The sequence below is a fragment of the Litorimonas sp. RW-G-Af-16 genome (assembly GCF_048319245.1).
Taxonomy (GTDB): Bacteria; Pseudomonadota; Alphaproteobacteria; order Caulobacterales; family Maricaulaceae; genus Litorimonas.
Genome location: NZ_CP166993.1, coordinates 1252738 through 1277690, shown reverse-complemented (window position 1 = coordinate 1277690; position 24953 = coordinate 1252738). Strand labels below are relative to the sequence as shown.

The 24953-nt window shown below is 50.8% G+C and carries 28 protein-coding genes; 17 read left to right on the top strand and 11 right to left on the bottom strand.

Annotation, left to right across the window (positions count from 1 at the left end; translation table 11 throughout):
* Nucleotides 1-63: 63 nt before the first annotated feature.
* Nucleotides 64-1443: a class II 3-deoxy-7-phosphoheptulonate synthase gene (locus AB8615_RS06385; protein WP_409431798.1), complete on the top strand. Its 1380-nt coding sequence runs from the start codon at nt 64-66 to the stop codon at nt 1441-1443.
* A 91-nt stretch (nt 1444-1534) separates the two neighbouring features.
* On the opposite strand, the gene AB8615_RS06380 is transcribed toward AB8615_RS06385, so the two are convergent.
* The gene (locus AB8615_RS06380; RefSeq protein WP_409431797.1) at nt 1535-1831 is read right to left on the bottom strand and encodes an HU family DNA-binding protein; all 297 of its coding nucleotides are present in this window, start codon (nt 1829-1831) and stop codon (nt 1535-1537) included.
* Nucleotides 1832-2067: 236 nt separating this feature from the next.
* On the opposite strand from AB8615_RS06380, the gene AB8615_RS06375 reads away from it, so the two are divergent.
* The 8 genes from AB8615_RS06375 (at nt 2068) to AB8615_RS06340 (ending at nt 9813) form a co-directional block, all read left to right on the top strand.
* Nucleotides 2068-2973: a Gfo/Idh/MocA family protein gene (locus AB8615_RS06375; protein ID WP_409431796.1), complete on the top strand. Its 906-nt coding sequence runs from the start codon at nt 2068-2070 to the stop codon at nt 2971-2973.
* Nucleotides 2973-4199 carry a serine hydrolase domain-containing protein gene (locus AB8615_RS06370; RefSeq protein WP_409434071.1) on the top strand — a complete coding sequence of 409 codons (1227 nt, stop codon included), beginning with the start codon at nt 2973-2975 and terminating at the stop codon, nt 4197-4199. Before AB8615_RS06375 ends, AB8615_RS06370 begins: the two co-directional genes overlap by 1 nt.
* 38 nt (nt 4200-4237) lie before the next feature.
* A complete protein-coding gene (locus AB8615_RS06365; protein WP_409434070.1) occupies nt 4238-5893 on the top strand; it encodes an NAD+ synthase in 1656 nt (551 codons plus the stop codon).
* Complete coding sequence (locus tag AB8615_RS06360) at nt 5880-6413, top strand: hypothetical protein (RefSeq protein WP_409434069.1); 534 nt, start codon at nt 5880-5882, stop codon at nt 6411-6413. Before AB8615_RS06365 ends, AB8615_RS06360 begins: the two co-directional genes overlap by 14 nt.
* Before the next feature lie 80 nt (nt 6414-6493).
* Entirely contained in the window at nt 6494-6874 is a 381-nt protein-coding gene (locus AB8615_RS06355; protein WP_409434068.1) for a hypothetical protein, read from the top strand.
* A gap of 74 nt (nt 6875-6948) precedes the next feature.
* On the top strand, nt 6949-8289 hold the full coding sequence (gltX, locus tag AB8615_RS06350; RefSeq protein WP_418153056.1) for a glutamate--tRNA ligase: 1341 nt from the start codon (nt 6949-6951) through the stop codon (nt 8287-8289).
* Between the two features lie 68 nt (nt 8290-8357).
* Nucleotides 8358-8750, top strand: coding sequence for a hypothetical protein (locus AB8615_RS06345; protein ID WP_409434066.1), 393 nt, complete (start codon nt 8358-8360; stop codon nt 8748-8750).
* Between the two features lie 415 nt (nt 8751-9165).
* On the top strand, nt 9166-9813 hold the full coding sequence (locus AB8615_RS06340; protein ID WP_409434065.1) for a fasciclin domain-containing protein: 648 nt from the start codon (nt 9166-9168) through the stop codon (nt 9811-9813).
* 274 nt (nt 9814-10087) lie between these two features.
* Here AB8615_RS06340 and AB8615_RS06335 read toward each other — a convergent pair whose 3' ends face one another.
* Both AB8615_RS06335 and AB8615_RS06330 read right to left on the bottom strand, forming a co-directional pair.
* On the bottom strand, nt 10088-10564 hold the full coding sequence (locus AB8615_RS06335) for a SixA phosphatase family protein (RefSeq protein WP_409434073.1): 477 nt from the start codon (nt 10562-10564) through the stop codon (nt 10088-10090).
* A 122-nt stretch (nt 10565-10686) separates the two neighbouring features.
* A complete protein-coding gene (locus AB8615_RS06330; RefSeq protein WP_409434063.1) occupies nt 10687-11442 on the bottom strand; it encodes a DUF481 domain-containing protein in 756 nt (251 codons plus the stop codon).
* Nucleotides 11443-11622: 180 nt separating this feature from the next.
* Here AB8615_RS06330 and serS point away from each other — a divergent pair, with 180 nt between their 5' ends.
* From serS to AB8615_RS06305, 5 genes are read left to right on the top strand one after another with little or no spacing between them, the layout of a single operon-like run.
* Nucleotides 11623-13095 (top strand): serine--tRNA ligase, encoded by a 1473-nt coding sequence (serS, locus tag AB8615_RS06325; RefSeq protein ID WP_409434062.1) that lies wholly within the window; start codon nt 11623-11625, stop codon nt 13093-13095.
* Entirely contained in the window at nt 13092-13841 is a 750-nt protein-coding gene (gene surE / locus AB8615_RS06320; protein WP_409434061.1) for a 5'/3'-nucleotidase SurE, read from the top strand. The genes serS and surE overlap by 4 nt, the downstream gene beginning before the upstream one ends.
* A gap of 33 nt (nt 13842-13874) precedes the next feature.
* Nucleotides 13875-14468: a protein-L-isoaspartate(D-aspartate) O-methyltransferase gene (locus AB8615_RS06315; RefSeq protein WP_409434060.1), complete on the top strand. Its 594-nt coding sequence runs from the start codon at nt 13875-13877 to the stop codon at nt 14466-14468.
* Between the two features lie 9 nt (nt 14469-14477).
* Entirely contained in the window at nt 14478-14828 is a 351-nt protein-coding gene (locus tag AB8615_RS06310; protein WP_409434059.1) for a VOC family protein, read from the top strand.
* Nucleotide 14829: 1 nt separating this feature from the next.
* Nucleotides 14830-16119: an MFS transporter gene (locus AB8615_RS06305; protein ID WP_409434058.1), complete on the top strand. Its 1290-nt coding sequence runs from the start codon at nt 14830-14832 to the stop codon at nt 16117-16119.
* Between the two features lie 107 nt (nt 16120-16226).
* Here the strand turns inward: AB8615_RS06305 and AB8615_RS06300 are convergent, their stop codons facing one another.
* Nucleotides 16227-16376 carry a hypothetical protein gene (locus tag AB8615_RS06300; protein WP_418153052.1) on the bottom strand — a complete coding sequence of 50 codons (150 nt, stop codon included), beginning with the start codon at nt 16374-16376 and terminating at the stop codon, nt 16227-16229.
* 90 nt (nt 16377-16466) lie between these two features.
* Nucleotides 16467-17678 carry an NADP-dependent isocitrate dehydrogenase gene (locus AB8615_RS06295; protein WP_418153050.1) on the bottom strand — a complete coding sequence of 404 codons (1212 nt, stop codon included), beginning with the start codon at nt 17676-17678 and terminating at the stop codon, nt 16467-16469.
* 123 nt (nt 17679-17801) lie between these two features.
* Here AB8615_RS06295 and AB8615_RS06290 point away from each other — a divergent pair, with 123 nt between their 5' ends.
* Entirely contained in the window at nt 17802-18626 is an 825-nt protein-coding gene (locus AB8615_RS06290; RefSeq protein ID WP_409434056.1) for an RNA methyltransferase, read from the top strand.
* A gap of 9 nt (nt 18627-18635) precedes the next feature.
* Nucleotides 18636-18947, top strand: a complete 312-nt coding sequence (locus AB8615_RS06285) for a hypothetical protein (RefSeq protein WP_409434055.1) — start codon at nt 18636-18638, stop codon at nt 18945-18947.
* Between the two features lie 11 nt (nt 18948-18958).
* Here AB8615_RS06285 and rarD read toward each other — a convergent pair whose 3' ends face one another.
* Nucleotides 18959-19867, bottom strand: coding sequence for an EamA family transporter RarD (gene rarD, locus AB8615_RS06280; RefSeq protein WP_418153047.1), 909 nt, complete (start codon nt 19865-19867; stop codon nt 18959-18961).
* Between the two features lie 191 nt (nt 19868-20058).
* Between rarD and rpsD the strand changes: the two genes are divergently transcribed.
* Nucleotides 20059-20676 carry a 30S ribosomal protein S4 gene (rpsD, locus tag AB8615_RS06275; protein WP_409434053.1) on the top strand — a complete coding sequence of 206 codons (618 nt, stop codon included), beginning with the start codon at nt 20059-20061 and terminating at the stop codon, nt 20674-20676.
* Nucleotides 20677-20773: 97 nt separating this feature from the next.
* Here rpsD and AB8615_RS06270 read toward each other — a convergent pair whose 3' ends face one another.
* The 5 genes from AB8615_RS06270 to purQ all read right to left on the bottom strand — a co-directional run bounded on the left by AB8615_RS06270 (nt 20774) and on the right by purQ (nt 24952).
* Entirely contained in the window at nt 20774-21232 is a 459-nt protein-coding gene (locus tag AB8615_RS06270) for a hypothetical protein (RefSeq protein WP_409434052.1), read from the bottom strand.
* A 233-nt stretch (nt 21233-21465) separates the two neighbouring features.
* Complete coding sequence (grxD, locus tag AB8615_RS06265) at nt 21466-21795, bottom strand: Grx4 family monothiol glutaredoxin (RefSeq protein WP_418153045.1); 330 nt, start codon at nt 21793-21795, stop codon at nt 21466-21468.
* Between the two features lie 48 nt (nt 21796-21843).
* Nucleotides 21844-22083, bottom strand: coding sequence for a BolA family protein (locus AB8615_RS06260; protein ID WP_409434050.1), 240 nt, complete (start codon nt 22081-22083; stop codon nt 21844-21846).
* Nucleotides 22083-24290 carry a phosphoribosylformylglycinamidine synthase subunit PurL gene (gene purL, locus AB8615_RS06255; RefSeq protein WP_409434049.1) on the bottom strand — a complete coding sequence of 736 codons (2208 nt, stop codon included), beginning with the start codon at nt 24288-24290 and terminating at the stop codon, nt 22083-22085. Before purL ends, AB8615_RS06260 begins: the two co-directional genes overlap by 1 nt.
* Complete coding sequence (gene purQ, locus AB8615_RS06250; RefSeq protein ID WP_409434048.1) at nt 24290-24952, bottom strand: phosphoribosylformylglycinamidine synthase subunit PurQ; 663 nt, start codon at nt 24950-24952, stop codon at nt 24290-24292. Before purQ ends, purL begins: the two co-directional genes overlap by 1 nt.
* Nucleotide 24953 lies beyond the last annotated feature (1 nt).

Here is a 24953-nt window from a genome sequence, read left to right as displayed (position 1 = left end):
TAATCACCTAAAACTTGTTAGAAATGCGGTTCAAAACGCAACATTTGCTCTGAAAGCACGACGATGACGAAATGGTCTCCCTCCAGCTGGAGAAACTTCCCAGCCAAGCATATTCCTGAAGATTATCCTGATCTCGCCAAATTGGCCGAGGTCGAGAATACTCTGCGCGGCTATCCGCCACTCGTTTTCGCTGGCGAAGCTCGACGGTTAAAAGCGCGACTTGCAGATGTCGCCAATGGCAAAGCTTTCTTGCTTCAAGGCGGAGATTGCGCCGAGAGCTTCAAGGAGTTTCACCCCGACAACCTTCGCGATATGTTCCGTGTCATGATGCAGATGGCTGTGGTGTTGACTTACGGCGCAGGGCAGCCTGTTGTCAAAGTTGGCCGCATCGCGGGACAATTCGGCAAACCCCGTAGCTCTCCTGTTGAAGTGCGCGACGGGATCACGCTGCCCAGCTATCGCGGCGACAATATCAACTCGATGGAATTTGACGAGAAGAGCCGTATTCCTAACCCTAAACGCTTACTCAAAGCCTATGGTCAATCGGCGTCGACGCTCAATCTATTGCGGGCTTTCTCGACGGGAGGCTATGCGAACCTGCGTAATATCCACAAGTGGACATTGGGATTTGCTGATAAGTCTGAGCAGACGGCGAGATATAAAGAATTGTGCGAAAAAATAGAAGACGCGCTAGACTTTATGGAAGCTTGCGGCGTGACTCCTGACAGCACACCTCAAATGGCATCTACTGACTATTACACGTCCCATGAAGGTCTTTTGCTAGGCTACGAGGAAGCCATGACACGGATCGATAGCACGACAGGCCGGTGGTATGACACGTCCGCACATATGCTCTGGATAGGCAACCGTACCCGGCAGCTAGACCACGCGCATGTTGAGTTTTTCCGCGGTATCGAAAATCCTATTGCAATGAAGATTGGTGAAGGTCTTGCGCCTGATGAATTGATGCGCTTGCTGGATAAGCTCAACCCTGAAAATGAGGCTGGCCGTATCACACTGATCGCGCGTTATGGTCATGATAAAGTTGCCAAAGGCCTGCCAGAGCTGGCGCGTGCTGTGAAAAAAGCAGGGCGTTCTGTCGTGTGGTCTTGCGATCCTATGCATGGCAATACGATTAAAACGGATACGGGTTATAAAACGCGACCCGTTGACTTTATTCTCACGGAAGTGCGCCAATTCATGCAAGTCCTCCATAGCGAAGGCTGTTGGCCTGGTGGGGTGCATTTTGAAATGACCGGGCAGAACGTGACGGAATGCACGGGCGGCTCAGCTGCGGCTGTCCGCGAGGAAGATTTATCAGCGCGTTACCGGACACATTGTGATCCACGTCTGAACGCTGATCAGGCTCTAGAACTCGCATTCTTAATTGCCGAAGAACTTGGCAGCTATCGCAAGGAAGACCCTGCAAGAATGTCGGCTTAGTCGACCTCTCACTTATACCTGAACAAAAAAAACCGTCTTGATCTCTCAAGACGGTTTTCGATACGTGGGAGTGTATCTGTAGGTCTAAGAGCTAAAGCTCTTTCAGCGCTGACGATGGGCGGAATTGCGCGACAGTTTTATCTTTTGTCATCATTTCCTTGCCCGTGATCGGGTTACGCGCTTTGCGTGATGGGCGATGCTTGGCGATGAATTTGCCAAAGCCTGGTAAATTGACTTCATTACCTTTTTTCAATTCGCCGTGAATTGTATCTAAAACAGCGCTGAGCATTTCGCCAGCAGCGGCTTGTGATGATCCAGTTTTATCGGCCAGTGCGCCAACTAGTTCTTTTTTGTTCATCATGGTCTCCCTTATCGATGATGGCCCCATAGCGGATGACGGATGCCTTGGAAGTAAGATTAAGATTTTTGGTTAACGAGTCATTAAAAACCCTATTTCTAAGGGCTTTTAGCAGGATTTGGGCCTCATTTTGGCCTAATTTCTTAAGTGTTGACGGTCTTCGGCATTAGAATCGCCCGTATTTCGGGAGTTGCCAATGGAATTGAACGGGTGATTCTTTTTGAGATTCGCTTGCCAAAGCGGCATTGACGTCCAAATATCACCCCATGAAATCACGATTAAAAATAGGAGTCGTTGGGGCTGGCGTCTTCGGTGGTTACCACGCAAATAAGTGTGCTGCCCATCCACGCACAGAGTTTATTGGCATTTTTGATCCAGATTTGGCACGCGCTAAAGCGGGGGCAAAGACACACGATGTGACTGCATTTGAAAAATATGAGGACATGTTGGTGTCAGTTGATGCTGTCGTAATCGCGTGCCCCGCGCGTTATCACGGACAAATGGCAATCACGGCGCTTCGGGCGGGAAAGCACTGCTTGATCGAAAAACCAATCGCGTCGACATTGCATGAGGCAGAAACGATAGTGTCCCTAGCAGATCAAAACGGCTGTGTCGTGCAAGTGGGCCATCAAGAGCGTTTCGTTGCAAAGGCGATTGGCCTAGACACAATTCTAGAGACCCCAGCCGCTTTGACAGCCGCTCGCCTGGGCACATTTTCTGAGCGCGGGACAGATGTATCCGTGACGCTCGACCTGATGACCCATGACATTGATCTTGTGCATATGCTGATGGGAAAGCCGAGTAATCGTGTTAGCGGCGAGTCACTTTGCGTAAAATCTGATCAACCCGACGCTGCGAGAGCTGTCCTGCATTACGGTGCCACGAAAGCCCGCCTTCAGGCAAGCCGTGTTGAGGATGGGTTTACGCGCGTCATGACAATTACCTATCCAAGTGGCATTTTGGAGATTGATTTTAATGCTAAGACCTTGCGCCATAATACGCCGTTTAATTTGAACGCCGACTTCGGCAATGATCCTGCGGCGCACGACAGTCTAGGGGCTGCGACGCATAGTTTTATCGAATCTGTGCTAGACGGCAGAGAGGTGGCTGTGTCCGCCCATGACGGATTAAACGCGCTTAGGGCTGCACTAATCATAGACGGGAACATCTGATGAAATTTTTTAAATGGGTTGGCATAATCTTTGGGGCTTTGGTGCTGACACTCGGGACACTTGTTGCACTGAATTGGAGCAAGATTCAAAGATTGCAGACCGTCAATACTTTGTTTGATGCGGATAAGATCGTGCAAAACTTCTCCAATATGGATGCGGCGTTTTTGCATCAAGATCTTGCAGAGTCGCCAGAGCCGTTCCTTTTTCCGCAAGACTTTCAACCGCTCCCTGACACGGTCATAATTAATGGCCAAGCGCGTGACCTCACTGCTTTACTCGAGACGCTCGACACAACAGGGCTCGTTGTCATTCGCGACGGCGTGATGATTCATGAGAGTTATTACAAAGGCACAGATAAAGACGATCTGCGCATTAGCTGGTCTGTCGCGAAGTCATTTATGTCTGGTCTATACGGGAACGCCGTTGCGAGCGGGCAGATCAAAAGCCTTGATGAAACAGTCGAAACCTATGCACCGTCGTTAAAAGGTAGTGCTTATGAAGGCGCAACAATTCGCAATGTCTTGAACATGGCCAGCGGCATCACGTTCAATGAAGACTATATGGATCCCAAATCCGACATCAATGATATGGGCCGTGTCTTGGGTCTTGGCGGTTCGATGGATGAATATGCGGCGGGATTGACGGCGAAGGATGCTGTTGCGGGTGAGCGTTGGCAATATGTATCGATTGATACACATGTGGCCGCAATGGTGTTGCGGGCTGCAACAGGCAAATCTCTACATACGCTGTTTAATGAAACTTACTCTGCCAATCTCGGCTTTGAGCGCGCGCCTTATTACATGACGGACGGCGAGAATGTGGCTTTCGCTTTGGGTGGCTTGAACCTGACTACGCGGGACTATGCTAAGTTTGGCTATCTTTTTCTCAATCAAGGCAAGGTTGGGGATAAACAGGTAGTGCCTGCTCAGTGGGTAGCTGAATCAACGCGACACTCTGCGCCGTCATTCTCTGATCGCGGCGGCGTAGGCTACGGCTATCAGTGGTGGGTGCCAATGCCGCAAGAGGGGTCAAATGCTGGCGATTTTTTCGCCGTCGGCATTTACGGGCAATATATCTACATCAACCCTGCTAAAAAGCTTGTGATCGCCAAAAATGCTGCAGACCGAGAATTTGCCTATGAACAAGACGGCTATGGTCACTCCATGAACGTCAACATCGATATGTTTCGGAGCTTGGCGGATCAGTTGGCCCCCGCGATGCCATAAGCCTTGCGAGGCGGGAAGGGCACCGCTAAACGCACCTTATGACAACGACACTTAAAATCGCTTCGGCGCAGCTCAACGCCCATGTCGGGGACTTGGACGGCAATATCGCCAAGGCACGCAATGCTTATGTGCAAGCAAAATTAGGCGGCGCGGACATCTTGGTGTTGCCAGAGCAATTTATCATTGGCTACCCCGCAGAAGACCTCGTCCTTAAACCTGCCGCGCAGGATGATTGCCGCAAGTTGGCTGAAGACTTCGCCATGCTCACTAAGGGCGGGCCAGCGGTTGTCTTCAACTTGCCATGGGTCGAAGACGGGATGCTTTTTAACGCTGCGCTATTTATGCAGGACGGTAAAATTACGGATGTGCGCAAGAAACATCATTTGCCTAATTACGGCGTGTTTGACGAAGCTCGAATTTTCACGCGAGGACCACTTCCAGAACCAGTTGAGTTTAAGGGCGTCAAGATTGGCCTCCCGATTTGCGAAGACCTCTGGCAACCAGGGGTGGCGAGCCACCTCGCAGATTTGGGCGCGGAGCTTTTGATCTCCCCAAACGGCTCTCCGTGGCGGCGCACAGCTCTCTCTGAACGGGTCGCGGCTTTGGGCTCGAAAGTTCATAATGAGGGCTTGCCTCTGGTTTATGTCAATCAAATTGGAGGGCAGGACGAGCTTGTTTTCGATGGCTCGTCTTTTTCTATGGCCGCGGATGGTGCGATTGTTCAAGCCCTGAAATCCTTTGTCGAAGACTATGATCTTGCGACATGGGAGAAGCAGGGTGAGACGTGGGTATGTACTGAGGCGAAGTTGGAGACGCAACTAACGGGGCATGAGGCTGACTGGCGGGCTATGTGTCTTGGGTTGGGCGACTACGTCAATAAGAACGGGTTTAAGCAAGTCATCCTCGGTCTCTCAGGCGGCATAGATAGCGCAATGGCAGCGGCGATTGCCGTCGATGCCCTGGGGCCAGAGCGTGTCTGGTGTGTGATGATGCCAACGAAATATACAGCAGGCAGTAGCCTGACAGATGCCGAAGAATGTGCAGAAGCTCTGCGCTGCCGTTACGACACGATCGCCATAAAACCGGCGATTGATGCGTTTGATGAAATGCTAGAACCGTTCTTCAAAGACCTGCCGCCCAGCACGGCGGAGGAAAATATCCAATCTAGAGCCCGCGCATTGACGCTAATGGCACTCTCTAACAAGTTCGGTCCGATGTTAGTGACGACAGGCAATAAGAGTGAGATGGCAGTTGGTTACGCAACGCTTTATGGTGATATGTGTGGGGGGTATAACCCACTAAAAGACCTGTATAAAACAGAATTGTTCAAGCTGGCTAAGTGGCGTAACGCACACAATCCTGATGATATGTTCGGTGCAGAAAACCCGATCCCTGTCAACATCATCACAAAGCCCCCATCCGCAGAACTTCGCGATGATCAAAAAGACAGCGACAGCTTACCAGAATATGATGTGCTGGACGATATCCTCTTCGGCCTCATCGAGCAGGAATTACCAGTTGAAGATATTCTTGCGCGGGGGCATACCACCGCCGATGTCAGGCAAATCCAGCATTTGCTTTACATCGCTGAATATAAGCGCCGCCAAGCCCCGCCGGGCGTGAAGCTCGGTTCCAAAAACTTCGGACGCGACCGCCGCTATCCGATCACAAATAAATATCGTGATGAAATTTGATCTTATAAGATCTATGTGGAAGTTGATCTGGGCGGCATTGGCTCTGACATTGGCATCCTGCGCTTATTACCAGCCCTCAAAAACAAACCTGTCAACTGCCGTGCCTGTGACGATACAAGACTTAGCCGATCAACCTGAAACCTATCACGGAAAAACGATCTTGGTCGAAGGATGTCTCGATTTTCATGGAAGTCACGAATATGAATTGTGGAATTTTGATCTAAGCGGGCGCCCGCCAATTATCGTAAATGACAGTGTTTTTGGTTTATTTGTCGACGGAAAATACATCCCGCGAAAATATAGAGCCATGGATAAGGAAAGGGTGACGCGGACAGGCGAAACAACCTTTTTATACGAAACGATCAATGAGAGGGACATTTACGTCAGATTAATCGGTAAGTTCTCAAATAGAAAAGCACCCTTAAATACGGGGGGACATATTGTATTTGCAGACCATTTTGAGGGCCGTATAGATGATGCTAAAATTGTAAATGTCTTAGAGATAAGGTGTGACCTTTAGTGTCCCGTAAACCGCATTCAATAGCGTTCGTTGCAGTCTAATAATCAAAAGGTATCATGATGAGATGTAAGCATGTCGTAATGATGCTAATTTTTGTTAGTTCTGCTTGTAGTTCAATTCCAAGAAAACCAGAATTATTGACCTGCGACATAGCGGGACAATTAGACTTTATTGGTAAAATAAAAAACAAGACTCTCTTGCCTGACGAAGAAGTTTCTTTCGATGGTGAACCAGCGACAGCAATTGCAAGTCTCAATGAAATCGAGATTTTGGAAATGGAGCGTGCGAGTTGCAGCGGGAAGATTGTTTCACTGAAATTGACGGAATCATCACCAGGTCCACTAAGACGGGGTGATGTATATTATTTCCGAATAAATGATGGTTCAAAGCTAGTTCCCGCGCCATTTGCTTGGTGGCGACCCCTTTATGATGCCGAGAACATGCAAGCCGAGCAGCGGTGATGGTAATGTCTTGCCTCTTCCAATTCAACCTGTATTCCCCTAAGACCCCGCGAATAGTTTCAAAGGTTATCTAAATGACTGTCATCGCCCGTTTTGCCCCGTCACCCACTGGCCGTTTACATGTCGGCAATGTCCGCACGGCGTTGCTCAACTGGCTGTTTGTGCGGGAGCAGAGCGGTAAACTGATCTTACGGATTGATGATACAGACCTTGAGCGCAGCACGAATGAATATGAGCAGGGTATCAAGGACGATTTGACATGGCTGGGCCTGAATTGGGACAATACGTTCAATCAATCCCACCGCTTTCCAAGTTATGAAGCGGCGGCGAAAAAGCTCAAAGAAGAGGGGCTTTTATATCCGTGCTACGAGACAGCGGATGAACTGGACCGTCAGCGCAAATTACAACGCGTGCAAAGTAAGCCTCCCGTCTATAATCGCGCAGCGCTGGAACTTACGGACGCTGATAGAGCTGCACTGGAAGCCGAAGGTCGCAAGCCGCATTGGCGGTTTAAGCTATCTGGCAATCCTGTTACGTGGGATGATGTCATACGCGGCGAGCAAACCGTTGATACTGCGTCATTGTCTGATCCAGTCTTGATCCGTGAGGACGGCTCTTTTTTATACACGCTACCTAGCGTGGTTGATGATATTGAAGAGAAAATCACCCACGTTATTCGCGGCGAAGATCATGTCACGAATTCTGGTGCCCAGATAGAAGTCTTTCGCGCCCTATCTAACCATCTCCCAAAATTTGCGCATACGCCATTGCTGGTCGGGAAAGACGGGAAGGGGCTATCCAAGCGTCTTGGCTCTTTGTCGATGCAAGAACTGCGCGAACAAGGCTTGGAGCCTATGGCGATTTGTTCATTGCTAGCTAAAATCGGAACGTCTGATCCGATCGAGGCGCGTCCATCTATGGATGTCCTAAAAGATGAATTCAGCTTTTCCAAAATTGGTCGTGCGCCCGCCCGTTTTGACGAAGATGAATTGCTCCTGATAAACGGCAAAATTCTGCACGAAACGCCTTATGCGGATGTGAAAGACCATCTTGATAGCCTGAATGTTGGCGGAGGCGAGGCGTTTTGGAATGTCATTCGTGCGAATGTGACAAAGGTCGTGGACGCGGCAGGTTGGTCGACTGTTATCTACTCGCCTATGCCTGGGCGTATCGAGCCAGAAGACGTGGATTTCTGTAAAGCTGCCGCGAATTGCCTGCCTGATAACATCACAGCTGACACATGGAGCGAGTGGATAGGCACGTTGAAGGTTGATCACGCGCGCAAAGGTAAAACGCTCTTTATGCCGCTACGTCGGGCGCTGACAGGACGCGACCACGGCCCAGAAATGGGACCGATTCTGATGTTAATGGGGGCAGAAAAGGCGCGTGCCCGACTACGGGGTGAAACAGCATAGCTCACAATGATGTGACGGGTAAGATGCCTGAAATATGCTAGACCCTCGATATATAAAGGGAGGGCTACATGCCAAATTTAAGATTACCACTTTTTTTGACGCGACTTTCGATTGCGATTTTTCTGCTGCCTTGGATTCTGATGAGGTTCATTGACGGCGGAAAGAATGCCAAGGGCATTTCTGAGAAATATTATCACTTCACGCAACCTGACATTATGACAACATTAATAGGTGTTGGCTGGGTGATCTTACTGATTGCGTTCATCATCGGATTTAAAAAGAAAATAAGCTATGGTCTGGTCTTCTTGATCCATTTGGTCGGTACGTTGATGAGCTTGCCATACATGATTCCAGGGACAGAGAAATTCATTCCGACATTTATGGCGGCTATACCAACGCTCATGGCGATGTTCTTGCTGTGGAAGTTGCGAGAGCAGGACACGCTTTTGTCGTTGAACTAGAGGACTGACTTTTTAGTTTTGTACTGCTGCAGCCAACCTGTTCAAATGAAAGAATTGGCGGCTGGTCGATGTCCTCACCGGGATGAGAGGAGGCCATTGACCAGCCCACCTGTTTCGGCAGCCTTGCGTGGGATTGCGCTGCCATTCACGTGCTGATGTGAGTTGGGATGAGATCACCAGCAACGATTCTTGAACTATCGTAATAAGTGTATTATGTCACGACTTATTTTTAAGATTGTAAAGTTATAGTTTCTGGCCCGTTAACATTACGGCCAGCTAACATCTGAATTACACCTCTGTAAGAGTGAAATCGTTAGAAGATTGCGCGGCGTAGGCAATATAACCTCGCATATTCGAGGGACTCAACTGCCCCCCGCCAGACTACGGTCAAGGGCCTATCTCATTGGAGAGACCCATGAAAACCCTAACTTCCCGTGTAAAGCGCAACACTGCGCTCGTCACATTCATTACAGCCTCATTCGCTATCGCAGGCACAGCCAATGCCAGTGATTGCGCCATGAAAAAAGCGAAACAAACGGCTCAACATACAACAACGGCAAACACCGCTGTTATGTCGTCACCTATTGTCTATGTTGGGAATTATAAGAAAGACAAGAAAGGTACGATCGTTGATGCTGCCGTAGCTACGGAGAGCCTCTCTACCTTGGTCGCGGCCGTCAAAGCAGCTGACCTCGTCGGTGCGCTATCTGGCGATGGGCCGCTGACAGTCTTTGCACCAACCAATATGGCGTTTGAGGAATTGCCAACTGGTACAGTCGACACACTTCTTAAGCCTGAGAATATTGGCTCGCTCCAAAACATTTTGAAAGCCCATGTTGTGGCGGGAAAGCTGTCCGCAGCTGATATCATCGGTCTGGCCGAACAAAATGGCGGCTCCGTCGAAGTCGAGACGCTCAGCGGAGCAAAGCTTACAGCTGTACTGTCAGATGGTAATCTGATGGTGAAAGACGAGCAAGGCGGACTAGCCAGCGTAAAAAAAGCGGACATCATGAAATCCAATGGTGTGGTGCATATCGTAGATAGGGTGTTACTGTCTTCTTAGTCCCTTGATGGCATGAACAGTCTAAATCTTCCCCCTTTGGATTTGGACAAGACTTTGGCGACCACCCTCTGCGGTGGCGCCTATTTTTTTGGCGTCAACTCTCGCAAACGCCGTGCTAGTAATCCCCACATGGGATCAAGGATCAGCACGCCGCAGATCACGACCAAGCCCCATGCCCAGTGTGCCCCCTTAATCCATAGCCAGATCATTAGGGCGAATGCGATGGGATAGAAGGCAAAGACCCAAAACAACCGCCACAATGCGATTATAACCTTCAAGACATGATCTCACGAGGGAGAACAAGATCAATCATGCGCCAGCTGCTAGGGGAGAGCCAATCTCCGCCCCCGCGGTTTGTGCGCTCTAGCACTGTGCAAGCGCCAGTCGGATAGTCATGGGGTCTCCGTGTGAAATATTCATGTAGCGCGGCCCAGCCTGGATTGTGGCCTAGCAGCATAAGACGCCCCTGCGGTTCAATCTCTTTGCCGCAAATCATCAGGACTTGCTCAGCGCTCGCATGATAAAAGTCGGGATTGTAATGAACTTCCTGCGCGCCCGGGATCGCCCGGATTAGCAGCATCGCCGTCTGCCGCGTGCGCTTGGCGTCTGAACTCCAGATAATATCAGGGGCATAGCCTCGCGCAGTCAACGTAGCACCAATCGCTGTTGCAGATTGTTCTCCGCGCGTATTTAACGGCCGCTCATGGTCGGACATAGATCCGTCTGACCAAGAAGACTTTGCGTGACGCATTAAGAGGAGGTGAGTGAGCATGGTCTTTTATGCGACGAAATACATGGCGAGACAATGCCGATCCCACAAAAGCAGGCTTAAGAAAAATACGCCCCCGACCAAAGCCGAGAGCGCTATAGATTTTACTTCATTGTGTAGACAATACCAAAGCGTGTGACGGTATCAGTCTTCTCACGACCCGCTGGGACATCGCTATGCGTATCGATACGGAAAGAGGCGCGCGCGGCCAGATTACCTGCCAATGTGGCCGTAATGCCTGTCTCGTTCCAGATATATGTATCGGACGAAGAGTAGGTGATTTCTGTATCATTGAACAAAGACACATTGTCGTTGAACTGATAATCGAAATCTGAAAATGCACGCAGGGCTAATTCATTCTCTGTTTCGCTAGCGAGGCCTTCTGGATTTGTCAGAATGTCATTATCTGTAATGCGTGACTTCTGTGTGCGGTAGCCTGCGCCGCCTTCTAGGTTCCAGCCGATTGGGCCAGGCAGGATCGCTTTATACCCAACACCTGCGCCTAGATATGAGCCTTGCTTGTATGCACCGAAATCATCGCTGAAATAGTCAGCATTACCAAAGACATAAGTGCGCTCATTCAGGTGACGGTCGATTTGGTAGCCGACTTGGAAGCGCTGCTTGTTTTTAATATCAGAATTTTTACCGTAATCGGCAAGGGCGTCGAACTTATGCGTCCAAGTTTCGCCTTCCTTTGCGAGCTTGAGGCCGAGGCCAACATCTGTGGTTTCTGTGTTACCTGTGGTTTTTGAGCCTGTCAATGAGGCTTCACCGGCCCAACCCTCTGTCAGGCTAGATTGTGCGAAGGCAGGGGCTGCGAGTGTAAGCGTCATAGCAGACGCGAGCAAAATACGTTTCATGATGATCTCCTTTAGAACATGAACGCGCGCGCTATAGTTGCGCCAAGGTAAACAGGCAATGAACGCCGCTGCAATCTGTTCGGATCGTCACATATTCGACACCTATGCGATTGACGGCGCTTTACGCGAGTCAGACGCAGGGCTATAGCTTGCCAAACTCTATTATAAAGCGACGTCACCATGTTTGATATTAAAGCCATCCGAGACAATCCGGAAGAATTTGACCGCCTCTGGGCGAAACGTGGCTTAGAGCCGCTTTCTAAGAAAATCCTCGATCAAGACGCCTTGATCCGAAAAGCAATGCAAGTTGTGCAAGAGGCCGAGGCCGCGCGGAATAAGTCTTCCAAAATGATCGGCCAGGCCATGGGCAAGGGCGATAAGGAAGAGGCCGAACGCCTTAAGACCGAGGTTGCGGGGGCGAAAAACGTGATTGCCGCTATGGGCGCACAGGTCGAAAGCGAGAAGGCGCAGCTAGACGCATTGCTATCCTCCACGCCAAATGTGCCATTCGTGGATGTTCCCGAGGGCGAAGACGAGAGCGGAAATGTCGAGCTTCATACCTTTATGGAGCCGACCAAGCTGGCGTTTGAGCCAAAAGATCACGCGGATTTGGGCGAAGCGCTCGGTATGATGGATTTCGAAACGGCCGCGAAGATGAGCGGGAGCCGCTTCGTTGTGCTGTCTGGAAAATTATCACGGCTGGATAGGGCTTTGGCCGCGTTCATGCTCGACTTGCAGACGGAAGAGCATGGCTATGTTGAGACCAGCCCGCCGTTTTTGGTGCGGGGTGAAGCGCTTTACGGCACAGGTCAACTGCCAAAGTTTGAGGAAGATTTGTATAAAATTCAAGGCTCACAAGCAGCGCTGGATGCCGATATGGCACCTTTAATTACGGCGCAAAAACAGCTCAACCGTGCAATAGGAGAGCGTGGCGGGTGGGCTGCTTTAGAGAAATCTGACCCGCAGACTTTTGCTGAATTGTCAAAAAAAGTAGCAGAGGTGGATGCGCAACTTTGGAAGAAATCTGATGCACGCGATGCAGCAGACGGCATGGCCCACTACCTGATCCCGACCGCCGAAGTTTCCCTTACCAACATCGTGCGTGAGAGCATTGTCGACGCTGACAAACTTCCCATGCGGATGACGGCACATACGCCGTGTTTCCGCAGCGAGGCCGGCAGCGCGGGCCGTGATACCAAAGGTATGATCCGCCAGCATCAATTCAACAAGGTCGAATTGGTCTCCATCACCCGCCCCGAAGAGAGCGAGGCGGAGCATAAGCGTATGCTGGGCTGCGCCGAGGAAGTGCTGAAGCGCCTCAAGCTGCCATACCGTGTCGTGGAGCTTTGCACTGGCGACCTGGGCTTTGGTGCGCGCCGCACCTATGACATCGAAGTCTGGCTGCCGAGCCAGAACACCTATCGCGAAATTTCCTCCATCTCTAACTGTGGTGATTTCCAAGCCCGCCGCATGCAAGCGCGTTACAAACACGCCGAGAAAGACAACCGCTTCGTCCACACACTCAACGGCTCTGGCCTAGCGGTCGGACGGACATTGGTAGCGGTGCTAGAGAATTATCAAAACGAAGATGGATCAATCACCGTGCCAGAGGTGCTTGTGCCGTATATGGGCGGCGTGACGGTCATTCAATGAGAATTCTCCTTACCAATGATGATGGCGTCAGAGCCGAGGGCATGTCTGTGCTGCGCCGTATCGCTGCCAAGTTATCTGATGACGTCTGGGTGTGCGCACCGGAAACAGAACAATCCGCTGCCTCGCGTGGGGTGTCGCTGCACAACCCTGTGCGGCTGAAAAAGCTGGAAGACCGTGTATTTTGCGTGTCTGGCACACCCACGGATAGTGTAATTGTAGGCTTAAAAGACTTGCTGAAAGACCACGCACCTGACTTGATCCTCTCTGGCGTCAATCGCGGGCAGAACTTGGCTGAAGACGTCACGTTTAGCGGGACTATCGCAGGGGCGCTCCAAGGCATGCAGATGGGGATACCGTCTATCGCATTATCCCTCGCACGAGGATTTCAGGGCGCGGGTAGCTTGCCTTGGGAAACCGCAGAGCAACATGGTCCGAAGATCATAAAAGACTTATTATCAAAGGGTTGGCCCGCAAATGTTATCTTATCTGTCAACTTCCCTGACGCGGCGCCAGATGCTGTCAAAGGCGTGCAGATTACACGACAAGGGCATCGTGATTTTCAAATGACGGGCGTCGAGAAGCGCGATTACCCGCGCGGTGGGCATTACTTTTGGCTGACCTATGGGGCAAAGAAGTCCAACCCGCCTGTCGGCACGGATTTACGAGCCATATATGACGGCTATATCTCAGTCACGCCGTTATACACAGACCTGACACATGAAGACACTTTGCGAGCATTGGAGTAAGTCCTGTTTAATCCTGGGCTGATAGATATGATTATGGCGCTTCGCGGGCGAGGCATATCTGATAATGCTGTGCTGCGCGCGATGGAACTGGTCGACCGTAAACACTTCGTCCGCAAAGAAGATTGGCCTGTCGCCTATGAAGCGCAGTCGCTCCCCCTTGCTTGCGGGCAGAGCCTGTCTGAGCCGCTAACGATTGCTTTGATGTGCCAGATTGCTGGGTTGTCACGCGATCATAAGCTGCTCGAAATCGGGGTCGGTAGCGGTTATCAGACAGCGATTTTGTCCAAAATTGTCACGCGCGTATATGCGGTGGAACGCTACAAAACTCTGATAAGCGATGCCGAAGACCGCTTCAAAACTTTGGCGATCCAGAACATAGTCATTCGTCATGGCGATGGTCGTTATGGGTGGAAAGGCCAAGCGCCGTTTGATCGCATAATCTTGGGCTGTGCCTGTCTCGCGCCGCCACAAATGTTGCTGGATCAACTCGCGTCTGGCGGGCGATTGGTCGCGGTTATCGATGGACAGTTGATGACGTTTGATAAAGCGCGCACAAATATCACAGAACGCGAGATCATGCCGCTCTCCTTGGACACCATCGAAGCGGGAAAATCGCACACGATATAGAGACGCCCTATGAGCCAACATCACACAATCAATTACATAGAACTTCCAGTAAAACATCTGTCTGAAGCTAAAGCATTTTACGCCGCTGTTTTTGGGTGGACCTTTACCGATTACGGCCCAAACTACGCTAGCTTTAGCGGGGCAGGAATTGACGGTGGCTTTGATGGCGATGCCGGGCGCGTGTGTTCTGATCAAGGCGCTTTGCCAGTCATTTTTTCTGATGATTTGGACGCCACGGAAGCTGCGGTGAAGGCGGCGGGTGGGACTATCACGATAGCGCAGTTTGACTTCCCAGGCGGTCGACGGTTTCATTTTACCGACCCGCAAGGCAATGGCCTCGCTGTGTGGAAGACCGCGTAATATGAATAGCCTAAGCTCACGCGTTTTTCGCTCACTAACAGCGTCAGAAAATGGCTCTAATGTCGATGAATTACCAAATGAACCCCGGAATTTTTTAACCCATGTCGCGTCTCTATCGCTGACAAAAATCGCAGATGGCCTTATCGACCCGAAACTTGTTCTGGCTTGGTTGATGACTGCGATCGGCGCACCAACCGCTTTGGTTGGTTTATTGGTGCCTATCCGAGAAGCGGGGGCTCTCCTGCCGCAGCTTTTTACAGCCGCCTATATTCATGGCCTGCAGCGTCGGAAATGGTTGTGGTCGCTATGCTCTATTATCCAAGGCTTGTGTGCGCTCGCTTTGGCTTTTGTGAGTGCGCAGATGACGGGACAGTCAGGTGGTCTCGCGATCTTAGCTATATTGACGATTTTGGCACTTGCCCGCAGCGTTTGCTCTGTCTCGATCAAAGATGTCATGGGCAAAACGATTGCTAATTCTAGACGTGGCACGGCGACAGGGCTGGCAAGTTCCATTGCTGCGGCGGGGGTCATCATTTTCGCAGTCTTGTTGATGTTTGAAATTGTTCCGCGCAGTCAGTTGGTGACGGGTGGCCTGACCCTTGCGGGTGTATTCTGGATCGTTAGCGGTTTAATATATGGGTCAGTATCCGAGCCAAAAAGCTCGACCCGAAAGGATGCTGCGACCTTTAAGAGCGTGTTGAAAGACCTGAGTTTACTGAAAGAAGATGCGCAGCTTCGCCGCTTTATCGCTGTCCGCGGACTGTTAACTGCCACAGCCCTAGCGCCACCTTTCATGCTTGCTCTAGCAACAAGCGCGGGAGGAGGGACGGTATTAAACACGCTCGGCGCTTTGGTTTTAGCCTCCGCATTAGCAGGGCTCATATCTGGGTTTATCTGGGGAAAACTCTCTGACCGTTCAAGCCGAAAGGTGTTGATTTTAGCAGGCATCGTATCGTGTGTCGCCTTAATCGTGACGGCGTTTGCAGCCTCGCTCGGCTTTATTAATCACAGCTTTGCCTTGCCAGGATTGCTGTTCGTTTTGATGATAGCTTACCGCGGTGTCCGCATTGGCCGAAACACGCATTTAATGGATATGGCGACTGAAGACACACGGGCCGCCTATACGGCGCTATCGAATACAGTCATTGGTTTATTGCTCGTGCTTGGCGGCGCATTTAGCTTGCTAGCGAGCATTGCTGGGGTCGTCAGCGTTATTGTCGTGATGGCGATAATGTGCGCCGTAGCGGCTGTCGCAGCGCTAGGGCTCAACGAAGTGCAAAATGGCGGTTAGCTTATCGTGCCAAAACAGCGATCAGGTTGACGGCGAGTGTCAGTCCGATTGAGAGAATCAGCATTGCTCTCCACGGGAAGAATACGCGCACTTTCGGCGTGCTGGGGTCAACGCGGTCGCGGTGCGTTTTTTTGCATTGTCTCGACGATTTTTTGCTCCGCTTTTTCCGCAGCTTTGGGGAATAAAGCTGGCAGCAAATTAAGGGCTAGTGTCAGCAAGATGGATGCGATGAGGGATGTTATCAGAAAGTTCTGCATGCATATCTCATAGCACAAAAAAGCCCGCCCAAGAATAACTCTTAAGCGGGCTTTGATTTATCTCTGCGGCGCAGACAATGCGCGCTTGAATTAGGTCATTTTGCGCTCGAAGTTCTCGGCAATCGCTTCTAGGTAACCTTCCGTTGTCAACCAGCCTTGCTGATCACCGACGAGGAGGGCAAGGTCTTTGGTCATCTGGCCACCTTCGATAGTTTCGACCGTAGTCTTTTCAAGACCTTCCGCGAATTTCAACAGCGCTTCATTGTCATCGAGCTTGGCGCGATGCGCGAGGCCTCGTGTCCATGCGAAGATTGACGCAGTCGAGTTTGTGGATGTTGCCTGACCCTTTTGGTGGTTGCGGTAGTGACGTGTCACAGTGCCGTGGGCAGCCTCTGCTTCCATCGTCTTCCCATCGGGTGTCAGCAAGAATGACGTCATCAGACCGAGCGAGCCAAAGCCTTGCGCGACTGTGTCTGATTGCACATCGCCATCATAATTTTTACAAGCCCAGATATAACCGCCAGACCACTTCATGGCCGCTGCGACCATGTCGTCGATCAAACGATGTTGATATTCTCCGCCAAATTCTGCGAATTTATCGGCAAATTCTGCGTCATAGACTTCTTGGAAGATGTCTTTGAAGCGTCCGTCATATTTTTTGAGAATTGTGTTTTTTGTCGACAGGTAGACAGGCCATTTGCGAGACACACCATAATTCATGCAGGCACGCGCGAAGTCACGGATAGAGGCATCAAGGTTATACATCCCCATCGCCACACCAGATTCTGGGAAATCAAAGACTTCTTTTTCAATCTTTTCGCCGTTTTCGCCTTCCCATGTCATTGTTAACTTACCCGCGCCAGGGACGAGGAAGTCTGTGGCCTTGTACTGGTCACCAAAGGCGTGACGGCCAATCACGATAGGCTGCGTCCAACCGGGTATGAGGCGAGGGACATTGTTACAGATGATTGGCTCGCGGAAGACAACACCGCCGAGAATGTTGCGGATTGTACCATTCGGGGAGCGCCACATTTTCTTGAGGTCAAATTCTTCGACCCGCTGCTCATCAGGTGTAATCGTCGCGCATTTAATGCCGACATTGTGTTTTTTAATCGCATTGGCGGCATCAATCGTGATTTGGTCATCCGTTGCATCGCGTGACTGAATAGACAGATCATAGTCAAGCAGATCAATGTCCAAATAGGGATGGATCAAGCGATCCTTGATCATGTCCCAGATGATGCGGGTCATCTCGTCACCATTCATGTCAACGACGGGATTATTTACCTTGATTTTAGCCATAATGTCCTCTGTAAGCAGGTCGAAAGTTAAGTTGCGCAGCCTCTAACACTGTGCGAGCGAGTTTTAAAGACCTAAGACGTAAAGACCCCGCACAAAACATGCGCGGGCAGGAAAGACGAAGCTTTGAGCAAGACGAAGACAGTCAAAGATCAAATGGGCCGCGTGGTGGAGCAACCTGCCACTTCTGCGCCTGTTGTTGTGTTGGTGCGGCCGCAGCTGGGCCAGAATATTGGCGCGGCGTGTCGCTGCATGCTGAACTTTGGCCTGACGGAATTGCGCCTTGTGAGTCCGCGAGATGGCTGGCCCAATCCAGATGCCGATAGCATGGCGGCAGGGGCTTTGCCCGTATTACAAAACGCTCAAGTCTTTGACAGCGTGGAGGCAGCGGTCTCGGATTTGACCTATGTCCTATCCGCGACGGCTCGCCGTAGAGAGTTGGAAGTGCCTGTCATCGGCACCGATGTCGTCGGCCCACAAATGCGGACTTATGAAGCCGCAGGGAAGCGAACTGGCATTTTGTTTGGGCCAGAAAAGGCAGGGCTAACCAATGCTGATGTTGTCCTCACCGATGCGATTTTGACTTATCCCGTGAACCCGGCTTTCCAATCGCTCAACTTGGCGCAAGCCGTCAATATTTTTGCTTATATTTGGGCGAGCAGCGCGGATCAGTTGATCCCTGACCTGTTTGATGGTTCCCGTAGCGAAGTTGCGCCACGGGAAGACCTGACGCGCTTAATGGAGCATTTGGAGACAGAACTCGACGCTGCAGGCTTTTTCTTTCCAGCGGCCAAGAAACCTCTTATGGCGCAAAATATTCGTGCGCCTTTGACACGGGCCAAAATGAGTGCGCAGGAAATCCGAACATTTCGCGGTATGATCAAAGCGCTTGTTAAAGGCCGCGGCGAAGCGTTGCTAAAAATCAGACGCGCGCGCGGCGAAGATGTATAAGGCATAGCTATGACAGTTGGGAAAATTGGTATGAAATATCTAGGATATTTATTGTTGATCGTGGCGGGTGTGGCGGGATTTTATCGCGTGACTCCATTTGTCTTGATTGGGCTGGCTTTGGCCTCAACTTTAATCTTCGCGACCGCTCGCCGCCATAATTTGAAAAGCACGCCTATGGCGCCAGATCAAAATATGTTGTTAGACGGCGCGTTCCTGCTCTTCAGCCAAATCCTGATCATGTTTATGTTTTACTTAATCGGATATTTCTGCACTACACCTGCGGGTGAAATGTTTGGGCGGTTCTTGCAAGGTGGGAATTAGGACTATGATGATTATGGTGTAGGCAGAGGTCGCTTGCGCCAGCTATCCCACGCAAAAATAGCAACTCCCGTCCAGATAAGGATAAAACAAATCGCATGAGCGGGCGTGAAGGTTTCTCCGAAATAGAGCCCGCAGCCAAACTGTAACGTCGGTCCGACATATTGCAAAAATCCTAGTGTTGAGAGTTTAATCCGCCGCGCGGCAAAAGAAAATGCGAGGAGGGGGAGGACGGTCACTGGCCCAGCCAAGAGCAGCAAAAAGTCTATTTCGCGACTCACATTGGTAAAGCCCAGCCCTTCCGTTTGGCTGATATAAAACATCAAAGCGGCGGCTGGAATAAACAAGACTAGCGTTTCGATCTGTAGTCCTGGCATAGCGCCGATATTCACCTGTTTTTTAAATACGCCGTAGGATGTGAAAGTCACTCCGAGGATGAGTGAAATCCACGGAAACACGCCGCCATAAACTGTCAAAACAGTTACGCCAAGCAGGGCAAGCACGATCGCGAGAGTCTGGAGTCGGCTCATGCGTTCCCCAAAAAAAACAACACCTACAAGGACATAGAGGAGGGGGTTGATGTAATACCCAAGGCTACCCTGAAAGATTTGTTCGTTCTGCACCGCCCAAATGTAAACACCCCAGTTGATTGAGAGGAAAACGGCCGCGATCCCCAGATATAAAACTGTCTTTGTATCCCGCAAGGCTGTCCAGAGCGCAGGCAGTTGCTGCCTCATGAGCAAAATCAGGAAACAAAATGGAACAGACCACAAAACACGGTGACTTAGGATCTCGAGCGCAGGTACAGCCTTAGTCAAGACGAAATAAACGGGGAACAGCCCCCACCACGTATAGGCCGCTAGCCCTGCGATCAGCCCTTTGCGATGTTCACCATCAGCATTTATATTGGGAGTCTGGCTCATGCGTTCGCTTGTCATGGCGCACAGCTTTTGCCAATCAAAAAGTAAGTGAAATTCGTGCGTTGCTGCGCTTGACATATAAAGCCAGCCCGCTAAAAGCCGCGTCATATTACGGGAAGGTGTGGAGCCGCCGTTGTAATCGCTGTTGGAAAGTGTCCGACCAGCCGGCCCACGTCAAATGAAAAGGAGACGTCGTGTCAAAACGTCAGTCCGCTAAGTATAAGATTGATCGCCGCATGGGCGAGAACATCTGGGGCCGACCCAAATCACCTGTCAATAAACGCTCTTACCCACCTGGACAGCACGGCCAAAACCGTCGTGGTAAATTGTCTGATTTCGGTATTCAGTTGATGGCAAAGCAAAAGCTAAAAGGCTATTACGGCAACATCACGGAAAAACAATTCCGCCGCACATATGATGAAGCGACACGGATGAAGGGCGATACGTCCGAGAATTTGATCGGTCTACTAGAGCGTCGTTTGGATGCCTTGGTTTACCGCGCTAAGTTCGTGCCAACTGTGTTTGCAGCGCGTCAGTTCGTCAATCACGGCCACGTCTTGGTCAACGGCAAGAAAGTCAATATCCCGTCCTACCGTGTCCGCGAAGGTGATGTGGTTGAAGTGCGCGAAAAGTCTCGCACAATGGCTTTGGTGCTTGAAGCGTTGGAATCTCCAGAACGTGAAATTCCTGATTATATCAGCCTTGATCCAAAAGGTATGAAGGCAACATTCACACGTGTCCCGAGCTTTGATGAAGTACCGTATCCTGTCGTGATGGAACCAAACCTCACAGTGGAATTCTACTCGCGCTAAGCGACGACCCTTATTGCAATATAAAAACCCGCTTGGATTTATCCGAGGCGGGTTTTTTAATGCTTAGATTTGCAAGTAAAAGACTGAGTTATATGCGTTATTTGCGGGTCCACACCACGCGGTAATCTTTGCCTTTTTCGCCTAAAGTCACTGTTTCATCAAAAAAGTAAAAACCTGTGTCCTGAAACCGAAATGTCTCAGTGCCGACCTTTTTTGTGACCTCGACGTGTTTCCGAGACACAGTCTGGCAGGTGAAAACCTCGATCACCCAGAGGCGACGACATTGGACGATATTCAAGTCCATCTTCGCGCCGGCAGGGATCGCATATTGCACCTGAATACTCTGTCCTGCGCGTAAATAAGTGCGTTTGAGCGAAAATGCATCAGCGTAGGGGCCAAGTAGCTTTTGAACAGGGTTGCGATTTTGCAGGCGTGCCGCCGATGTATCACCATTTGAGAACGAGAGAACTTTATGTGTGCTGGTAAAAGCTGGCACATAATGTAGCGCAACATAGCACATCATCGCGCCAAATGTCAGCGACAGGCCCGAAAACATGGCTCTGAATATTCCTAAGCTTTGGCGTTTTCCGCCGGCTTTTTTGTCAATATATGCTGCGTGGAACCCACCAATTTCCGGTCGGCTTCGTCGTTTCAGTAAAAGGTTTAGTCGCGCCATGTCTATGTCTCCCATTTGCCCCCACAGCAAATTTGAGCGAAACATACGCGAAAACGGTTTCCGTCTGTTTAATACGCGCCTAGCGATTGGTTAACCATAGTGGCGACGGGAGGTTAGGCCGCGGCGGTTTTTATGCCTTTGTCAGAGAGAAAGGTGCGCAATTCGCCGCTCTCAAACATTTCACGTGCAATATCGCAGCCGCCGATAAATTCGCCTTTGACGAATATCTGCGGAATTGTCGGCCAGTTATTATAGTCTTTAATGCCTTGGCGAATGTCTGGATTCTCCAATACATTCACGCTTGCATAATCGACACCGAGATAGTCAAAAATTTGGACAACGGTCGACGAAAACCCACACTGCGGAAAGGTCGGTGTGCCTTTCATATAAAATACGACATCGTTTTCAGTGACGGTCTTTTTGATAGTATCAGTTGCAGACATAAATATTCCTCCGGAAGTAACCTATAAGTAGGTTAGGACATCTTGGTTTCAAGGGGTGCGGGTTTCTAAGGCGAGAGCATGCAGTTCGCCGTCTGCGCCGTCCATCTTTCCTTTGAGGGCGGCATATACGAGTTGGTGCTGCCGCACGCGATTAAGGCCTGCAAACGACGCGCTTGTAATGACCGCTTTCCAATGATTATTGTCACCCGCGAGGTCAATCATTTCGACCTCTGCATCTGGCATAGCCTCTTTGATCAAGGCGATGATGGCTTCGGCGGGCATACCCATTATGACATCAACTCAGGCAGCCAAGCCTCATTGCGCTCGCGTAGACCACTGATTGTGACATCGAAAGCATTGTCGGCTTTAATACGGTCACCACCGACTGTGCCGACGACCTGCGCTGGAACGCCCTTGCTCTTGGCAGTTGAAATCACAGGATTAACGCTATGTTCCTCAACCGCGATCAGGTAACGGGCTTGGTCTTCGCCGAATAGCCATGCATGTGTCGGCGTGCCGATGGCGCCGCGCAAATGCATGCCGATGTTGGAGGCGAAAGCCATTTCACAAGCCGCCACAGCGAGTCCGCCATCTGAGAGGTCATGAACAGCGTGAACGCGCTTATTTCGGATGAGCTTGCGAACGTAGTCGCCATTATTTTTTTCAACCTCGAGATCAACGGGTGGCGGTGCGCCGCCTTCGATTGAGGTGACATGCTCCGCGTATAATGACGATCCTAGCCAGCCCTGCGTGTCGCCAATTAGGATCAGCGTATCACCTTCTTGGGCGCCAGTTAGGGTCGCGAAATAGTCAAGATTTGGGATTAAGCCCACGCCACCAACCGCAGGGGTGGGCGGGATCGCAACACCATTAGTTTCATTATAAAGCGAGACGTTGCCCGACACGACAGGATACTCAAATGCGCGGCAGGCCTCATTCATGCCTTCGATACATCCAACCAGCTGACCCATGATCTCAGGCCGCTCTGGGTTACCAAAATTCAGACAATCCGTGATTGCGATTGGGTCAGCGCCCACGGCAGTCAAGTTGCGCCAAGTCTCCGCCACACACTGCTTCCCGCCCTCATACGGGTCGGCATAACAATAGCGCGGCGTCACGTCTGTCGTGATCGCAACAGCTTTGTTTGTACCGTGAATACGCACGATTGCTGCGTCGCCACCGCTCTGGCTGCTATCCACTGTATCGGCCATCACGTGGCGGTCATATTGTTCCCAAATCCAGCGTTTTGATGCGACGTCAGGGCAGGTCATGATGCGGAGCAGAGCGTCATTATAGTCCTGTGTCTCGCGCACATCCGTCCAAGATAGAGGCGGCTGGCTTTCAGGAATTTCATATGGGCGATCCAGATTGGGCGCATCATCGGCGAGCGGCGCGATCGGAATATCGCAGACTTTTTTGCGATTATGTTTTAGGACGAGGCGGCCGGTGTCAGTCGTCTTCCCGATCATGGCTACGTCGAGTTCCCACTTCTCGAAAATATCATAAGCGAGCTTTTCTTTGCCCGGCTTAATCACCATCAGCATCCGCTCTTGAGACTCCGACAGCATCATTTCGTAAGGCGTCATATTCGTTTCGCGTTGAGGCACTTTATCAAGGTTTAGTTGGATGCCCACGCCGCCTTTATCCGCCATTTCAATAGAGGAGGAGGTGAGGCCAGCTGCGCCCATATCTTGGATCGCGATAATGGCGTCCGTCGCCATAAGCTCTAGGCAGGCCTCGATCAGCAGCTTCTCCGTGAACGGGTCGCCGACCTGCACAGTTGGACGCTTTTCTTCGCTGTCATCGTCAAATTCGGCAGACGCCATGGTTGCGCCGTGGATGCCGTCGCGACCTGTTTTAGAGCCGACATAGAAGATCGGATTGCCAACGCCTTTGGCTGCTGACAGAAAAATATTATCAGCCTTCGCTAGGCCAACACACATCGCATTGACCAAGATATTACCGTTATAGCCCTTATGAAAATTTGTCTCACCACCGACAGTCGGCACGCCAACGCAGTTGCCATAGCCGCCAATGCCAGCAACAACGCCTTTGACGAGTTGCTTGGTTTTGGGGTGCGTTGGCTCACCAAATCGAAGCGCATTCATCAATGCAATCGGGCGGGCTCCCATCGTAAAGACATCGCGCATAATCCCGCCAACACCTGTCGCAGCACCTTGGTATGGCTCGATATAGGAGGGGTGATTATGGCTTTCCATTTTGAAGATAATCGCATCACCATCGCCAATATCAATAACGCCCGCATTTTCGCCAGGGCCTTGGATGACTTTGTCCCCCTTGGTTAGGAACTTACCGAGATGACGGCGGGAAGATTTATAAGAGCAATGCTCCGACCACATGACGGAGAAGATACCGAGTTCGTTGATATTCGGCTCACGACCCAAACGATCCAAAATGATCTCATACTCGCCTTCTGATAATCCATGCTCAGCCACGATCTCTGGCGTGATCTCTGATTTTTTCTTCACAGCCATTATATGCTCTCAATAATAGATTTGAACAGATCAATACCGTCCGTGCCGCCGTGCAGCGGATCAACTGCGCGTTCTGGATGGGGCATCATGCCAAAGACATTGCCTGCCTCATTGACGATACCTGCAATATCTCGGGCGGAACCGTTTGGATTATTGGCATAGCGAAAGACGACGCGGCCTTCTTTTTCCAATCGGCCTAGTGTCTCGTCATCAGCAAAGTAATTTCCGTCATGGTGCGCGACAGGGAAGATGACCTCTGACTTCGTGCCGTATTTCGAGGTGAAACGAGTGTCATTATTAGCGATTTTGAGTGTTTCGGGACGGCAAACAAATTTCAAATTCTTGTTGCGCATCAAAGCTCCTGGCAGCAACCCCGCCTCTGTTAGAACTTGGAAACCATTGCAAAATCCAGCGACGGCCAAGCCATTATTGGCCTTCGCGACCAAGTCTTTCACGATAGGCGAGCGTGACGCCATTGCGCCGCAACGGAGATAGTCGCCATAGGAGAAACCACCTGGCAGAACGACGAAACGAACATCATCGGGAATTTCTGTCTCGCGGTGCCAGATCATTTGCGCCGGATGGCCTGTGATCTTCTCTAGGGCGACCGCTGCGTCGCGGTTACAATTAGACGCCGGGAAGGTAATGACGGCAGTTTTCATG

Bases quoted from the DNA above. Each gene is read 5' to 3' on its own strand.
- AB8615_RS06385 (WP_409431798.1), top strand. From the start codon at position 64: ATGACGAAATGGTCTCCCTCCAGCTGGAGAAACTTCCCAGCCAAGCAT.
- AB8615_RS06380 (WP_409431797.1), bottom strand. From the start codon at position 1,831: ATGGGGCCATCATCGATAAGGGAGACCATGATGAACAAAAAAGAACTA.
- AB8615_RS06375 (WP_409431796.1), top strand. From the start codon at position 2,068: ATGAAATCACGATTAAAAATAGGAGTCGTTGGGGCTGGCGTCTTCGGT.
- AB8615_RS06370 (WP_409434071.1), top strand. From the start codon at position 2,973: ATGAAATTTTTTAAATGGGTTGGCATAATCTTTGGGGCTTTGGTGCTG.
- AB8615_RS06365 (WP_409434070.1), top strand. From the start codon at position 4,238: ATGACAACGACACTTAAAATCGCTTCGGCGCAGCTCAACGCCCATGTC.
- AB8615_RS06355 (WP_409434068.1), top strand. From the start codon at position 6,494: ATGATGCTAATTTTTGTTAGTTCTGCTTGTAGTTCAATTCCAAGAAAA.
- gltX (WP_418153056.1), top strand. From the start codon at position 6,949: ATGACTGTCATCGCCCGTTTTGCCCCGTCACCCACTGGCCGTTTACAT.
- AB8615_RS06345 (WP_409434066.1), top strand. From the start codon at position 8,358: ATGCCAAATTTAAGATTACCACTTTTTTTGACGCGACTTTCGATTGCG.
- AB8615_RS06340 (WP_409434065.1), top strand. From the start codon at position 9,166: ATGAAAACCCTAACTTCCCGTGTAAAGCGCAACACTGCGCTCGTCACA.
- AB8615_RS06335 (WP_409434073.1), bottom strand. From the start codon at position 10,564: ATGCGTCACGCAAAGTCTTCTTGGTCAGACGGATCTATGTCCGACCAT.
- AB8615_RS06330 (WP_409434063.1), bottom strand. From the start codon at position 11,442: ATGAAACGTATTTTGCTCGCGTCTGCTATGACGCTTACACTCGCAGCC.
- serS (WP_409434062.1), top strand. From the start codon at position 11,623: ATGTTTGATATTAAAGCCATCCGAGACAATCCGGAAGAATTTGACCGC.
- surE (WP_409434061.1), top strand. From the start codon at position 13,092: ATGAGAATTCTCCTTACCAATGATGATGGCGTCAGAGCCGAGGGCATG.
- AB8615_RS06315 (WP_409434060.1), top strand. From the start codon at position 13,875: ATGGCGCTTCGCGGGCGAGGCATATCTGATAATGCTGTGCTGCGCGCG.
- AB8615_RS06310 (WP_409434059.1), top strand. From the start codon at position 14,478: ATGAGCCAACATCACACAATCAATTACATAGAACTTCCAGTAAAACAT.
- AB8615_RS06305 (WP_409434058.1), top strand. From the start codon at position 14,830: ATGAATAGCCTAAGCTCACGCGTTTTTCGCTCACTAACAGCGTCAGAA.
- AB8615_RS06300 (WP_418153052.1), bottom strand. From the start codon at position 16,376: ATGCAGAACTTTCTGATAACATCCCTCATCGCATCCATCTTGCTGACA.
- AB8615_RS06295 (WP_418153050.1), bottom strand. From the start codon at position 17,678: ATGGCTAAAATCAAGGTAAATAATCCCGTCGTTGACATGAATGGTGAC.
- AB8615_RS06285 (WP_409434055.1), top strand. From the start codon at position 18,636: ATGACAGTTGGGAAAATTGGTATGAAATATCTAGGATATTTATTGTTG.
- rarD (WP_418153047.1), bottom strand. From the start codon at position 19,867: ATGAGCCAGACTCCCAATATAAATGCTGATGGTGAACATCGCAAAGGG.
- AB8615_RS06270 (WP_409434052.1), bottom strand. From the start codon at position 21,232: ATGTTTTCGGGCCTGTCGCTGACATTTGGCGCGATGATGTGCTATGTT.
- grxD (WP_418153045.1), bottom strand. From the start codon at position 21,795: ATGTCTGCAACTGATACTATCAAAAAGACCGTCACTGAAAACGATGTC.
- AB8615_RS06260 (WP_409434050.1), bottom strand. From the start codon at position 22,083: ATGGGTATGCCCGCCGAAGCCATCATCGCCTTGATCAAAGAGGCTATG.
- purL (WP_409434049.1), bottom strand. From the start codon at position 24,290: ATGGCTGTGAAGAAAAAATCAGAGATCACGCCAGAGATCGTGGCTGAG.
- purQ (WP_409434048.1), bottom strand. From the start codon at position 24,952: ATGAAAACTGCCGTCATTACCTTCCCGGCGTCTAATTGTAACCGCGAC.